General features: G+C 36.3%; 9 protein-coding genes. 8 read left to right on the top strand and 1 reads right to left on the bottom strand.

The features are described 5' to 3' along the window. Positions 1-42 precede the first annotated feature (42 nt). From ACKI30_RS07570 to ACKI30_RS07540, 7 genes are all read left to right on the top strand, one after another. Positions 43-1,542, top strand: a complete 1,500-nt coding sequence (locus ACKI30_RS07570) for a DUF2193 domain-containing protein (RefSeq protein ID WP_407411300.1) — start codon at positions 43-45, stop codon at positions 1,540-1,542. 9 nt (positions 1,543-1,551) lie between these two features. After that, complete coding sequence (locus ACKI30_RS07565) at positions 1,552-2,325, top strand: MIP/aquaporin family protein (RefSeq protein WP_407411298.1); 774 nt, start codon at positions 1,552-1,554, stop codon at positions 2,323-2,325. A gap of 138 nt (positions 2,326-2,463) precedes the next feature. Further along, on the top strand, positions 2,464-3,282 hold the full coding sequence (locus ACKI30_RS07560; RefSeq protein ID WP_407411325.1) for a DUF368 domain-containing protein: 819 nt from the start codon (positions 2,464-2,466) through the stop codon (positions 3,280-3,282). A gap of 6 nt (positions 3,283-3,288) precedes the next feature. Continuing rightward, on the top strand, positions 3,289-4,005 hold the full coding sequence (locus ACKI30_RS07555; RefSeq protein ID WP_407411297.1) for a hypothetical protein: 717 nt from the start codon (positions 3,289-3,291) through the stop codon (positions 4,003-4,005). An 82-nt stretch (positions 4,006-4,087) separates the two neighbouring features. Continuing rightward, on the top strand, positions 4,088-6,679 hold the full coding sequence (locus ACKI30_RS07550; RefSeq protein WP_407411295.1) for a DUF5814 domain-containing protein: 2,592 nt from the start codon (positions 4,088-4,090) through the stop codon (positions 6,677-6,679). 6 nt (positions 6,680-6,685) lie between these two features. Continuing rightward, the gene (locus ACKI30_RS07545) at positions 6,686-8,299 is read left to right on the top strand and encodes a helicase HerA-like domain-containing protein (protein ID WP_407411293.1); all 1,614 of its coding nucleotides are present in this window, start codon (positions 6,686-6,688) and stop codon (positions 8,297-8,299) included. 8 nt (positions 8,300-8,307) lie between these two features. Further along, on the top strand, positions 8,308-8,799 hold the full coding sequence (locus ACKI30_RS07540) for a hypothetical protein (protein ID WP_407411291.1): 492 nt from the start codon (positions 8,308-8,310) through the stop codon (positions 8,797-8,799). Positions 8,800-8,828: 29 nt separating this feature from the next. On the opposite strand, the gene ACKI30_RS07535 is transcribed toward ACKI30_RS07540, so the two are convergent. Next, positions 8,829-9,245, bottom strand: a complete 417-nt coding sequence (locus ACKI30_RS07535; protein ID WP_407411289.1) for a GIY-YIG nuclease family protein — start codon at positions 9,243-9,245, stop codon at positions 8,829-8,831. 119 nt (positions 9,246-9,364) lie between these two features. Between ACKI30_RS07535 and ACKI30_RS07530 the strand changes: the two genes are divergently transcribed. Beyond that, positions 9,365-15,487 (top strand): C1 family peptidase, encoded by a 6,123-nt coding sequence (locus ACKI30_RS07530; protein WP_407411287.1) that lies wholly within the window; start codon positions 9,365-9,367, stop codon positions 15,485-15,487. Positions 15,488-15,508 lie beyond the last annotated feature (21 nt).

The raw sequence follows: 15,508 nt of genomic DNA, 5'->3' as shown, positions 1-15,508 counted from the left end.
AAGAAATTTATACTTTTTAAATATGCTTTAAAGGTGATTTAAATGAGAGAGTTATATGAAAAGATGATTGACGAAGCAATGGCTGCTCAAAAGGCAGATGTTTCCGTCATCACTGAAAATAGGTACAACGATTTCAAAATAACCGATGCTAAACCATACGCAGATGCAGTTTCTGGTATGAAAGCATTAGACAACCAAGCAGAATCAGTAATTAACTTACACAAGGAATCTGTAAAAAACCATTATGAAATTTTATCTTCAATTACAGACACTTTAAAATGTGAAGATGATCCATTTATTGAACACTTCCAAACACCTCCTGTATTGGAAATTTTATGTGAAGAAGATGGCGATTTTGCAGACAGTGTCGATAAGTTCATTCAGGCTATCGCTGATTCAGAAGCATTAATAGCTAAAGAATCAATCAGGAGATACGGTGGATTTTATGGACCTACCTGTGTAGTTGACTTCGCATTAATGCCTGGAAGTACAAGTAATGTCGTAAATCAAATATTAAAAAAAATGGACATTCCTGTAGCTCACAAACAAGGTATCTTATCTGCAAAATCCTGGGGTATGAACACTTCATACGGTATTGGTGACGCTTTTGCCAACGCTATTGAAGACGGTCTTACTGCAGCTCAAGCTACAGAAAAAGAAATTGAAACCTTGCAAATGATTTACAGAACTCCTATTGAAGGTCAAGGCACTTTAATGGATGATGCAGACCACTCTTCATTTGATGTAAGAGACTACATGAACAAGTATAAAAAAGCAATGACTCCTGTTGTCAAAGCTGCAATGGATGATGGAGTACACTACGGTAACATTGTAACAGTTCCTGCATACTGTGTTGGAGATATCGGACACCACATCGGTCAATCCACTTACAACATGTGTAAGGATGACGTAACCATGGCTATTATCCAAGCTACTGCAGGTGTTATTGAAAACTCACTCAGAAACAATTTAGATGTATTCAAAACACCATTTGATGTCTTAAAACTCTCAACTGGTGCATCTGCATGTGCAACTGAATTCCTCTTAGAATTAGACGGTTTCACTGCTCCTATGGTTGTTGACATGTTGAACAAAAGGTTCCACAACTACGTACAGCAATATCCAAAAAGAGGAGCTGCTGCTGAATTGCACAACTGTGACTTCATGGACATGATTTACAGAGGATTCAACGCAATGAGCAATGCAAGAAAAATGAGATCATCCAGTGGATATGAAATCATTCCTAGAATCAAAGGTATGGAAGTTGACTTCACATCTATCTTAGAAAACGAAGTCTTAATGAATCCGCAAAGATACACATATCCTGCATGTGCAATTACAGTAAGATTCTCATCTCTTATGAGATTAGCGGACTACCCATGTCTTTTAACTTCAGAACCTATTACCGCAACAATGATGACAAATATTATCGCACTTGACAAAGAAACTCCAGGTTCTCCAGTAAGAGGATGTAAACAATGTGCTTCAGCATGTCTTGCTGATAACAAACACGAATACTGTCAATGGAGAGAAGCAGTTTAGGCGATAAAAATGACTTGTAATATTAGAAAAAAATTCTTTGCAGAACTACTTGGAACATTTTTCCTGGTATTTTTCGGTACAGGTTCGGCAGTTGTGACTCTATTAATATCTGACAGCATCACTCCTGGAGCCGCTGGAATTGGACCTTTGGGAGGTCTTGGTGACTGGATTGCTATTGGATTGGCATTTGGTCTGACTGTAATGATATGTATCTATGTATTTGGTAAGATATCCGGCGCACACTTAAATCCTGCTGTAACCATTGGACTGCTTGTGACCAAAAACATCGCTTTAGTTGACAGTATCTATTATATTGTAGCACAAGCAATTGGAGCATGTTTAGGAAGCCTTTGCTTATTCTTATGCCTCGGCGCTCCGGCAGTAACAATAGGAGGACTGGGTGCAACCGCCCCTGGACTTGGTGTAAGCTATATGCAGGCAATGTTTGCTGAATTCTTAGGAACATTCTTCCTCATGATGGTTGTAATGGGTGTAGCAGTTGACAAAAAGGCAGAACCTGGTTTTGCAGGCATATCAATCGGTATGACAGTTGCTGCAGTAATCGTGGTTTTAGGCGCATTTACCGGTGCTTCAATCAACCCTGCACGTACATTCGGACCATACCTGATGGACACCTTACTTGGAGGAGCTAACCTTTGGAGTTTCTTCCCAATATATCTGGTAGGACCTATCCTTGGTGCAATCTGCGCAGCATTCGCTTACGCATACCTTGCTAAAGACAGTGGAGTCTGTGAACTTCCACAACCATTCAATGATGAATAATTCTTTTTAGAATTATTCTTTTTTTCTTCTTTTTTTCATAACCTATTTAACAAAGATTGAACTAATATTTTTGTATAAGGTGATAATTTGAGTTTTGATGTTAAGGAAGCTTTTTTAATATTTATTCGCGGACTTTTGATGGGTTCTGCAGATATTGTTCCTGGCGTTTCAGGCGGAACAATAGCATTGATAACCGGAATTTACGGACACTTGATTGAATCAATAAGTAAAATAAAGTTTGCATTCATAAAACCACTATTTAAAGGAGATGTTAGAGGTTTTATCAATGGCTTGTTGGATGAAATTGACTTTAAGTTCTTCATCCCTCTGATTTTGGGTATTGGAGTTGCATTTTTAACACTTGCGAAAGTGGTTACCTATTGTATGGATGTTCACACTGCATTGACCTACTCTTTCTTTTTAGGTCTCATTATTGCTTCTGCTGTGATTTTATTTAGAAAACTCGATCACATTAATCTTAAAAATCTGATATTTGCAATCATAGGCGCTATATTGACATTCATATTTGTCAGCTTAAATCCTATGGCTGCAAACCATTCATTAATTGTAATTTTCTTCTCAGGAATGATAGCTATCTGTGCAATGATTTTGCCGGGTATTTCAGGATCCTTTTTGCTCCTGCTATTGGGTCAATATGAATATATGCTGACTGCACTTCATGAGCTTCATTTCTCAGATATAATAGTATTTGTAGTCGGTGCGGTAATCGGAATTCTCGGATTTTCAAAAATCCTCAATTATCTGCTTAAAAACCATGAAGAGGTTACAATGGCATTTCTCATTGGTGTAATGCTTGGATCACTAAAGGTTCCTGGTGTTGCAATTGCAGATTCTGTTGCTATGAATTTTGCAGGACTCCTGCCATGCCTTATTGTTGCAGTGATTGGCTTTGCATTGATTATAATAATGGAAACCAGATTTGATTATATTGAATAGGATATAATGAATTTCAATAAAATCTTAATTATATTTTTAGTTGTATCTATTGCATCCGTTAGTGTTGTTTCAGCAGGGGAATTTGATTTTTTGGAAAATTCCTCTCAAACACAATCTTTAGATAGCATATCTGAAGATATTGGCGGTGACGGTGTATTGAAACTCAATATTCCATATTGCTATATAATTGCAGAAAAAGATATTCCAGACGGTTCCTTCAGTAATTTGAATGGAGCTAATTTCACTTGGAAAAATGCTAAAAATATTTCCTTTACTGATGAGATGGGATTTGACAGTTATGTGGTAGTCTGGAAGACCTCTCCGGATGATTATACTATTGACACCTCCTCAGATAAGGACCAGTTCATTTCCGGATACACTCCAAGATACCAGGATATCTATTTTCTGGAATACTCAAAAAGTAAAGATGCCGTTTATGGCGTTCTTTTGGGAAATCACAATCAGCTATATTCCCAATCAGATTTGGTCTATGACATGTTAGGCTTTGATGAGAGTCAGTTAAACGTGTCCTCTTCAGTTACTGGCAATCTGTTGTCTTCACCTTCTTCCTCATCAATCAGTGGCGGCAGCAGTCATTATGGCGGCGTGGATACTTCTCCGTACAGGCTTGCCAAAAATGACCCTGGAGCTTATTATGACCATTATGAATATGGGGAGAATTATGATATTGATGATTATTTAGAGTCTCAAGGGTTTGACTAGTTCCCGGTTTTACCCTAAACTTTAATAATTTATTTTCTTTTTTTAAAAAACTTATTAACAATTAATCATATATTATTATATAATGCTAGTTTTAAAGAAGATTAAAAAACAGTGGAGATTATATCCGATAGGTTCTCCAAAAGGAGCACTGAACCATAAAAGGGAGCCTGAATTTGTTGGAAACATCAAATTCTCACATGACGGGGATTCTCTTTCCATTTCAAGGTTTGTTGCAGATTATAATTTCAATGACAATTCCACATTAAATGAAAAGCTGATGCCTCCGGGCGAGGTCATTAAACTGCTCCGCTCTCAGGCTGTTTTTTTAGCCACTCCTGATGAAAAGGTTGAAAGGTTCCTCAAATCCTTAAACATTAAAGTCAGACGCACCCAGGTATGCGATTTCTGTGCATTTGAGGGAAACATCACTATTGTAAATTCATCATATTCATATAAGCACAACAATCAACTGATCTGTAAGGACTGTGCTCATGACACCATTAAGGAGGAACTGAAGCTTCAGGGATTCGACAAATCCATTTTCAGAAATTTGAAAAAGACTTTGGAGAAAACTGGAAGTTTAGAGAAAACATTGTCAGTTTTAGACCCTCACTTTGATGCCATTAAAAACAGAAACCTGACTCTGTTTGATAAAACCAGAAAGTCAAAGCACATCATACCTCCTGTTGACATGAAAAGACTCAAGATTCCGAAAAACTTCAAGAAAGTGCTTCTGGATTCAGGAAACACCAAGTTACTGCCTGTTCAATATCTTGCCATTAAGGAAGGTCTTTTGAAAGGTGAAGACCTGCTTGTTGTAAGTGCAACAGGTTCAGGTAAGACACTGGTCGGTGAGCTTGCAGGTATTGTTGAGGCCTTAAAAGGCAAGAAGTTTGTATTTTTAACTCCTCTTGTTGCTTTAGCCAATCAGAAATATCGTGACTTTAAAAAGAAATATTCCAAATTGGGTTTGAAAGTTGCCATCAAGGTCGGAAGAAACCGTGTAAAGGCAAAAGGAGAGTTGAACCTTCCGGATTCTGATGTTTCCAAGGCAGATATAGTGGTTGCCACATATGAAGGAATCGATTATCTTTTAAGAAACGGCAACTCATCTTCTCTTTCCAATTTGGGTGTTGTATTGATAGATGAAATTCACATGATTGATGATGAGGACCGTGGAACACGTCTCAACGGTCTGATTAAGCGTGTAAAGCATTTATATCCTAAAACCCAAATCATTGGACTGTCGGCTACAGTCAAAAATCCGGAGTTTCTGGCAGATGAATTCAACATGAAGCTGGTGAAATATGATGAAAGGCCAGTTCCTTTGGAAAGACACCTGGTTTACGTTAGAAACGAATCTCAAAAGCGTTTCCTTATGCAGAAACTGGTTCAAAGGGAATACAACACCAAATCCAAGAAGGGTTTCAGGGGTCAAACCATAATATTTACAAATTCAAGGCGTAAAACCCATCAGATTGCAAATTACCTGACAAATAAGCGTATCAACGCCAAGGCTTACCATGCAGGGTTGTCATATTATAAAAAGGAAAAGATTGAAAAGGACTTTGACAAGGGAAAGATTTCATGTGTGGTTACAACAGCGGCTCTTGCAGCAGGTGTAGACTTTCCGGCTTCACAGGTAATTTTTGATTCATTGGTAATGGGAAACAAGTGGATCAATCCGAATGAATTCTCACAGATGCTTGGTCGTGCCGGAAGGCCGTCTTACCATGACAGGGGTATTGTATACCTGCTTCCTGAAGTTGGAAATGATTTTCAGGGAGAATCAGAAGAGGCAATGGCACTGGATCTTTTAGAAAGCAACAGTGAAGATGTATTCATAGAATATGATGAGGAATCAGCATATGAGCAGATACTGGCGGATATATCCTCAACTTCAATCAATTCATTTGATGAGCTCAACAGGTTCTATAAAAATATTGATGTTCCGATAAGCATTAAGATAGCTGTTGATGAGATGGATGATTTGGGTTTAATCAACAGAACCTATGACAATAAACTCGAAGTCACAAAGTATGGAAGGGCTACATCAGTATCATTTTTATCAATTGAAGATGCGGAATTTATTAAAAATACTTTAAACGATTATAATTATCTTAAACGATATGTTGGACATTCTCCGATGTATAAGAAAAAGGACAAGTACGACAAGCTGAAGGTATTGATATTGGCTATGGCGCTTGATTTGGAGATGTTTGAAAACGCATATCTTTCAAATGTTATCCACAATCAGATTTCAAATGCATTGAAAATCAAATTCTCAACAAGATTATTTGCCGAATCAACTTTGGACATTATATCTTCAGGTGAAGCCATTGAAAAGGTTGACAAGAAATTCCAGGATGCATTGATTGCACTTCAAAGTGATTTCATGCAGTGCAGATGTCAGGACAGGCCATTCTGCAGCTGTATGCAAAGGGGAATTTCCGAGGTCATTATTCACGAAAGACTTAAAGGCAAGGACCCACAAGATATATCAAATAAGTTGTTTAGAAAATATCAGATTCAGGTCTATCCGGGAGACATTTTCTCATGGCTGGACAATTTTGTAAAAAACCTTGATGCAATTAAAAGAATTTCTAAAGCTCATAATAGACAAAATTTTGTTAAAAAAACTAATTGGTTAATTAAAAAAATAGAAAACGGGTGAAAATGCATGTATGCAGAAGAAAAAATATTAATTGGTTGTAATGATACTGAAAAAGTTTTTTTACATCCGAAATTGGCTAACCGTCACGGTTTGATAGCTGGTGCAACAGGAACAGGTAAAACCATAACATTAAAGACTCTGGCAGAGTCATTCTCAGACATGGGAGTTCCAGTATTTTTAGCGGACATGAAAGGGGACATTTCAGGACTTGCAAAAGTAGGTTCCGAAACTGAAAAAATCAAGACAAATGTTGAAAAATACGGACTTGCAGCTGAAGGATTCAAGTATCAGGCTTATCCTGTAGAGTTTTGGGATCTTTTCGGTGAAAAGGGATTGCCTGTACGTGTAACATTATCTGAAATGGGTCCTACATTGCTTTCTAAAATCCTGAACTTATCCGAAGCACAGCAAGGAGTTTTAAACATTGTATTTAAGGTAGCTGACAGCAATTCATTGCCAATTATTGATTTGAAGGACTTAAAAGCAATGATAAATCATGTTGTTGAAAACAAGGCGCAATATGAAAGCGAATATGGTGCAATCGCTGAAAAATCAGCCAATACAATATTGAGAAGTCTTATTACTTTGGAAGACCAGGGAGGCAACGACTTTTTCTTTGAACCTGCACTTGATTTGAATGATTTTATAAGGGTTGATGAAAACGGAAAAGGTATTATCAATATTTTGGATGCTCAAAAGTTATCCCTTTCTCCTGAAATATACTCAACATTTTTATTATGGATGTTATCCAGCTTATTTGAGTCAATGCCTGAAGTGGGAGATATGGACAAGCCTAAATTCGTATTCTTCTTTGATGAAGCACATTTATTGTTTGATGACATGTCCCCTGAATTCGGCAAAAAAATTGAGCAAGTCGTAAGGTTAATCAGATCAAAAGGCGTAGGGCTGTATTTCATCTCACAGTCACCTGCAGATATTCCTGATGATATCCTTGCACAGCTTGGAAACAGGGTTCAACATGCGCTGCACGCATACACTCCAAAAGACCAGAAGGCAGTTAAAGTTGCTGCTGAAACATTCAGGCCAAATCCGGACTTTGCAACTGCAGATGTAATCTCTGAACTTGGAATAGGTGAAGCATTGGTATCAGTTCTGGATGAAAAAGGAGTTCCTGGCATTGTTCAAAAGGTAGACATTGTACCTCCACAAAGTTATATTGGAGCAATTGACGATACCATGAGGTCTGATTTGATTAATTTATCCGAGCTCAAATCCAAATACTGGGATCCGGTAGACCCTGAATCCGCTTATGAATTGCTATTGAATAAAATTGATTCCGATGACAATATAGAAAGTGAAGTTGCACCTGAAACCAAAGAGGCTGTTGAAGCAGCTATTGAGCAAAAACAGGAAGCACCTGTTCAACAGGCTCCAGCTGAAGAAGCACCTGCTCAAGAAGCTCCACAAGAAAAACCTGCATTCGGTTTGGGAGATATCATAGGAACTGTTATGGGTGGCGCTCAGCAGACCAGCGGTAAAAAGGCTAAAAAATCTGAAGCTCAAAAGATGGCTGAAAGAGCAGCATCACAGGCAGCAAATACTGTTGCACGTGAAGTGACAAAAGGAATCATGAGAGGACTGTTCGGTCAAATGAAATAGGTGATTAGATGGCACATCCCCACAGAAATGCAGTGGCAAATATGCCCGCTTCATCATTGGTTGGCATTATCGAAGAGTCTAAAATGACTTATGTACGTGAAAACTTAAGCATTTTCCTGCATGAAAGTCAGATAAAACTCCTAAAACAAGTCAAAAAGCATGAAAAGCCTCATCACAAGCGTATCAGAATCAAGCAATTTGAAAAGGCCGAAAAGGATGATTTGTTCAATTTGCATTTGGGTCTGTATTTAAAAAAATACCAGAAACTGGAAAAATACGGACTGATTGAAATTGACTTAAATCCCGACAACGGCCTTGAATATGACTGCTCATTAACTCCAAAGGGCATTGACATTTTAGATGAGATATCTGCTTTGGAAAAGGAATGGGAAAGTGTTGTTAACATTGACGATGAGGATTTGGAAGTTTTAAGAAAAATAGCTCTTGATGCTTTTGAAATTTCATACAAACACAAGAAAAATCAAAATTTTATATTTTAAGTAAATTATTCTAATTTACTTCTCTTTTTTTAATAATATTCATATTCCATATTTATGGAGTTATATGCTTTTTCAACACATTCAACGGCTTCTTTTTTAGTTTTAAAGTAATACAGGTGACTTTCACATTCACAATCGCTACATCCGAAGTCCTTTATTCCTTCAGCTTGTTTTGAAATGTACCTGGAAAGGTCACATTCGATTTTTCTTTTTGACTGGTTGTATATCACATCACTGATTTCGGCTTTTTTTAGAAGATAGTCCACATGCCAATGCATCTTTTTATCGTCACTTAAATGCCTTTCAATTCTTGCAATTAGTGAATTCATTGCTGATCCAACATAAACATAGTAACCCTGATTGAATTCAATTTTTCCAAGTTTTTTGCCGATTCTTATAGTTGAATCTTTTTTTAATTTAATTATTAAGCAATAACATCCCTTCATTATTATTAGTATATGTTAGGATATCTTATATTTTTTCTAAAATGTAATTGATTATTTATAATATTAATGACATATATTAAGTCAGTATAAACGAAATTTGCTGATGTGGAGGTCTAAATTTGATTAAATTAAGGAAGTCTCTTATCTTCATTGCCGTCTTATTGGCTTTGGTGATAATAATCCCATCCGCCTTTGCAATGGATAACGAGACTGTATTGAATGAAGATTTGGGGGATGAAACGAATTTAATTTCTCTTTCCAATGACAACAGAGATGTCTTAAAGGCATCAAATGATTATTATTTTAATGCATCTGCTGAAAGTGACGGTGACGGGTCTCAGGGAAATCCCTACAAATACCTGACTGCAGAAAGAATCAAAGCCAATGCCAACATTTATCTTGCAGATGGCGAATATAAATTGGATAAATCTAAAAGCATTGAAAAGGTAAATATCTATGGAAGCAATGTTGATAAAACAATCATTGAATATTATGGTGTTGGATTTACTGTAAGCAGCTTTTTAACAGTTCAAAACGTTACTTTTTCTGACATGTCCATTGTTAACTATGGAAATGTCACAGCCAACAATACCGTTTTCTCATTTGGTTCAGGTTTCAGATATGACTCATACGGGAATAACTTCGGAGGGGCAATATACTCCCATGAGGATTACTCAGATGCCCATGTAACCATAGACAATTGTACTTTTAAAGATAATTTTGCCATTTACGGCGGAGCAATCTACATGGGTAACGGTTATCTCGACATAATCAATTCTGTTTTCGAGTCAAATAGGGCTTATAATTATGGTGGGGCAATCGCATGTGAGAATGCCCGCAACGTGACCATTTCCAAATCCAAATTTTATAATTCCAAAGCTATGGGCGATGCAGGTGGAGCTATTTATCTTAAGTCCACTACATTCACAGGGAAAAATATTGACTTTATAAATTCATCAGCAACATTCGGATCAGCAATAACCTCCCTAAAGTCAACAATTTCCTTATCATATTTAAATTGCGAAAATAATACTGCTGAATGGGACGGCGGTGCAATATATCACATTTACGGTGACTTTTCTCTGACCAATTCCAAATTCACAAACAACTCCGCTAGAAACGGTGGAGCATTATACGTAGATAATTCAACCTCCTTATTCTTAAGAGCAAATAGTTTTAAGGATAATGTCGCATCACATACAGGGGGCGCAGTTTACTCTATTTTAAACAAAGAAAAAATCCCTATAGCCGGATACAATTCATTTTCCAATAATCATGCATATTTTATGGATGATGTTTTCGACACATCAGAGATTAATTTAACAGTCGGAAGCGGAAACTACACAATGCATAAGGTTCTTCCAACCGATATTGATGTGCTGCCTTCAAGATATAGTTTAGTTGAAGAGGGTTACGTAACAGATGCCAAAAACCAGGAGAGTGGAGGTAACTGCTGGGCATATACCGCAATGGCGGTCATCGAATCATGTATTTTGAAAGCAGGAGGCAATCCTTTAGATTTGTCTGAAGAAAACATGAAAAATTTAATGGCATTATATTCTGATTATGGTTGGCAAATTGAAGTTAACGACGGAGGATATGACTATATGCCTTGGGGATATCTTGCAAGCTGGCTAGGTCCTGTTCTTGAAAGTGATGATTTAACTGATGATAAGTCTGCATTATCTCCAATTTTAAACAGCATTTTGCATATTCAAAACATCCTATTCCTAAAGCGTGACAATTTCACAGACAACGATGCAATAAAAAGGGCATTAATTCAGTACGGTGCTGTTGGAACAAGCATGGCTTTTTCTAACACTTATATCAACTCAAACAATTATTACTGTTACAACAACATGGCATGCAATCATGCCGTAACCATTGTCGGCTGGGATGACAACTACTCCAAATCAAATTTCAAGTGGGGCTCAAATATAGGCGATGGCGCATGGATTGTTAAAAACAGCTGGGGTCCGAACTGGGGTAACCACGGATATTTCTATGTATCATATTATGATATGAACTTCGCAAAACCTGGCGTCATGGATGCCTCATACGCCATTATTTTCAATGATACTATAAAATATGACAAGAATTACCAGTATGACATTCCAGGTTTGACTGACTATTTCATAAATGCAACACCATTTGTATGGTATAAGAATGTTTTTACTGCCGGCGATGATGAATATCTGGCTGCTGTTTCAACATACTTTGAAAAGCTGACCGATTGGGAAGTTTCAATATATGTTAATGATGAACTGGTTCTTGTAAGGGAAGGCCAATCCAATTCCGGATATTTCACAATCGATTTGAACCGGCTTATTCCTCTAAAAAAAGGAGATGTTTTTGCAGTTGTTTTCAACATCAACGTTGACGGTGAAGCGGCATTTCCAGTTTCAGAAAAAGTCCGGTTCAATAAAGTATTGTACGGGCCTGAAATCTCATTTGTAAGCTATGACGGTGAAAACTGGCAGGATTTATATGACCTATATTGGGCTTATTCATCACACAATTATGCATCCCAGGTTGCATGTATCAAGGCATTCACAGTACTCAGCGAGATTTCCACAAGCATGGATTTGACAGTTGACTTTGGAGATTCAAATCCTGCAAATATCACTGCTGTCGTTCATGACCAATACGGAAACCTGTTAAAAAGCGGAGTGGTCATATTCAACGTTAATGAAGTTGATCATTGGGTGGATGTTGAAAATGGTATTGCCGTGATTCCGTATTATTTCACAGAACCTCAAAACAATATTTATGCCGAATTTAAAAGTGACGGTTATGTCTCTTCAGGCAATTACACCACATTCTCATTTGACAAATTAGAGTTAACATTCGACTTTAACGTTGAGAGGACATTAAACAATGTAACTTTGGGTATTGTTTCCAATGATAAAATCAACGAAGATGTATTATTGTACATTAACAATGAAGAATATCCCATCAAACTGGTCAATGGAGAGTATACATTAAACTTATTTAATTTGGAAAATGGAATATATAACGTTTCTCTTAAAACTAATTTCACTAAGGATTCAATTTATTCCAACACCATTTCAAATGGCAGTTTCACAGTTGACATCAGAAACACCATTATCATTGCAGACAACCTGACTGTCAATGATGAGGATGAAATGGACTATAATATTTATTTACATGATGAAAAAGGCAATCCCGTATTCAACAGGACCATTGAGGTAATTTTAGACGGCATTGCTTATAATCTTACAACTGACGATAACGGTAAGGCTGCTGTTCTAATTAAACTGGATCCTGGTTATTATGCAGTCAATGTCAATTTCAATGGTGACAATGATTATTTGAAATCAGATAACATAAGCTATATTCAGGTTAAGACCAAGGTTGAAGTGAATCTGGGTGTGGATAAATATGCCAATAATGTAAATATAAGTGTAAATATTTCAAAACACATAAATGACACAGTCACTATTGTCATTAACAATAAAACAGAAAATGTTGAAGTTATAAATGGCTTTGCCACATTGAAATTCTTCGATATGGAAAATGATGTTTATACCGTTAATGTTTATCTCAACGAGTCAAAATATGCATTCGATGCTATTTCAACCAATTTCACAGTCAACGTTAAAAGGACTAAGATTGTTGCAAGTGATTTAATCATCACCGATGAGGATGAGCTGAACTACACAATAGTGCTTCTTGATGAATTCGGAAACTCCCTTTCAGACAAAGCGATTGAATTTGTTTTAAGCGGAAAAACATGTGAAGTTTTCACTGACAATGAAGGTCAAGCTGTCGTTCCGATAAACTTACATCCTGGCACATATCACCCAACTTTCACATTCAATGGAGATGATGACTACTTCAGTTCACAAAATTCAACTGAAATACAGGTCAAAACTAAAGTCTTGATTGATTTGGATATTGAAAAATCTTACGATGATGTTTTATTGACAGTTAATCTGTCAAAAAGAATCACAGGATTTTTAACATTGACAATTAACGGTGAAAACCATACTCTTAAATTTTTAAATGGTTTTGTCAGGTACCAGTTGTCAGATCTGGAATATGGGCAGTATAATGTCAGCATCACATTAGACAATCTGAATTATTCATTTGAGAAATATTCAGATAGTTTCATCATCAATATTCATCACACAATGATTTTAGCCGATGACTTGAATATGACTGATGAAAATCCTGTATCATATAATGTTACTTTGGTTGACAGTGAGGGAAATTCGATTTCCAATAAGTCCATTTCCATAATTTTCAATGGAAATGAAGTGAATTGCATTACTGATGTTAATGGCCGTGTTTCTATTCCGGTTAATCTCTCTTCAGGCGTTTACAACTTGGAAGCTACATTCAATGGAGATGATAATTACTTCAAATCATCCAACTCTTCCGTAATAACTGTTAAAGCTAAAGTTTACATTGACGTCAGCATTGATCAAAATGCCAACAATGTTTCACTAGCAATTAATTTATCAAAACCGGTCAACGAAACATTAACAGTTGCGCTGAATAAGGACTCTTATTCATTAAATGTCACTGATGGAACCGCTTTATTGGTTTTATCTGACTTGGAAAATGGCATTTACAATGTATGTGTAAAATTGGACAATTCAGATTACGTTTATGATGAAGCTACTGCTCAATTTGTTGTGGATGTTAAAAATACTCAAATACTGTCAAATGATTTGACAATTGTCGAAAGCGATTCCGCAATATTTGAAGTTACATTAATTGATGAGTTTGGAAATGCATTGCCAAACCGTTCAATTGAAATAATCCTAAACAATGAAAGTCATTCTCTTGTCACTGATGAAAAAGGCAGGGCATCAATTTCACTTAATTTAAACCACGGAAAATATGATGTTGTATCCAGATTTGAAGGGGATAACAATCACTTCAAATCAGTTTCAACCAACGTGATTAATGTTAAGGCAGTTGTCAGCATTTCTCTTAATTATTATGTTTCATCCGATGATTATGTCATAGAATTGAACTCAACAAATCCAATGAATGAAACTCTATCGGTTAAAGTCAACAATCAAAGTTATTACGTCACAATCAATGACAGCACAAATATCTTATCTTTAAATAAGCTTTCTGACGGCATTTATAATGTTTCAATCAGTTTAATTGACACTGATGAATTTTCATTTGAAAATATCGTTTCCAACTTCACTGTAAAGACTAAACATTCAGGCATAGTTTCAGATGATCTGGTGGCATATAACAATGTTGAAACAGGATATTCAGTAAAATTGACTGATGATGAAGGCAACGCTTTAGCAAATAGGAATGTTGCATTCGTTATCGGCAACTTTTATGCCGCTGCAGTAACAGACAGTCAGGGAATCGCTTCAATCAGCATTAAATTGCCAACTGGCAGTTATGACATTGCTATCAGCTATTCTGGAGATGTGTATGCATATTACGGATGCGAATCCTCTCAAAGGATTTTTGTAAAACCTGCAATTATTGCAAATGATTCAACAACAAAAACATACAACTCAAAATATGCAATTAAATTCCTTGACGGAGCAGGCAAACCTTTAACAAATTCAGATGTCAGTGTTGTTTTAGGAAATGTTAAATATCTGAAAACAACAGACGATGAGGGTTATATCTACCTTGACATTTTACAAAAACCTGGCAATTATGCATTAACAGCCATAAATCCAATAAATAACGAAACATTGACTGAAAACATTAATGTATTGGCAAGAATTGCTCAAAACAAGGATTTGACCATGTATGAGTATTGCGGTAACTGTTATCGTGTTCTGGTGTTGGACGGTGATGGAAACATTGCAAAAGCCGGTGAAATTGTTCAGATGAAAATTAAAAATACAATTCACAAGGTTAAAGTTGCTAGTGATGGTTTTGCATCCTTGAAAATCAATTTAAAAAATGGAAAATATAGCGTGACTGCAACATATAAGGGTTATAGTGTATCCAATAAGATAACTGTTAAAAAGGTACTGATTGCAAAGAAAATCATTGTTAAAAAAGGCAAAAAAATCAAATATCAGGCAAAACTTTTGAATAATAAAGGCAAAGCATTAAAAGGCAAAAAAATTACCTTTAAAATCAAGGGCAAAAAATATACGGCCAAAACCAACAGTAAAGGATTTGCTACAGTTACCATTAAACTTAAGCTTAAAATCGGATCTTATAATGTCTATTGCACATATGGCAAGTCAAAGGATATCGGCAGAATAATTATTAAAAAATAAAAAGGTTTTTTCCAACCTTTT

This window comes from Methanobrevibacter sp. (genome assembly GCF_045539575.1).
Lineage (GTDB): Archaea > Methanobacteriota > Methanobacteria > Methanobacteriales > Methanobacteriaceae > Methanocatella.
The sequence above is the reverse complement of the archived record's forward strand: the minus strand, read 5'-3'. Positions and strand labels throughout refer to the sequence as shown.

What these genes read in the sequence shown, in the direction of transcription:
- ACKI30_RS07570 (WP_407411300.1), top strand. Translation starts at nt 43, where the DNA reads ATGAGAGAGTTATATGAAAAGATGATTGACGAAGCAATGGCTGCTCAA.
- ACKI30_RS07565 (WP_407411298.1), top strand. Translation starts at nt 1,552, where the DNA reads ATGACTTGTAATATTAGAAAAAAATTCTTTGCAGAACTACTTGGAACA.
- ACKI30_RS07560 (WP_407411325.1), top strand. Translation starts at nt 2,464, where the DNA reads ATGGGTTCTGCAGATATTGTTCCTGGCGTTTCAGGCGGAACAATAGCA.
- ACKI30_RS07555 (WP_407411297.1), top strand. Translation starts at nt 3,289, where the DNA reads ATGAATTTCAATAAAATCTTAATTATATTTTTAGTTGTATCTATTGCA.
- ACKI30_RS07550 (WP_407411295.1), top strand. Translation starts at nt 4,088, where the DNA reads ATGCTAGTTTTAAAGAAGATTAAAAAACAGTGGAGATTATATCCGATA.
- ACKI30_RS07545 (WP_407411293.1), top strand. Translation starts at nt 6,686, where the DNA reads ATGTATGCAGAAGAAAAAATATTAATTGGTTGTAATGATACTGAAAAA.
- ACKI30_RS07540 (WP_407411291.1), top strand. Translation starts at nt 8,308, where the DNA reads ATGGCACATCCCCACAGAAATGCAGTGGCAAATATGCCCGCTTCATCA.
- ACKI30_RS07535 (WP_407411289.1), bottom strand. Translation starts at nt 9,245, where the DNA reads ATGAAGGGATGTTATTGCTTAATAATTAAATTAAAAAAAGATTCAACT.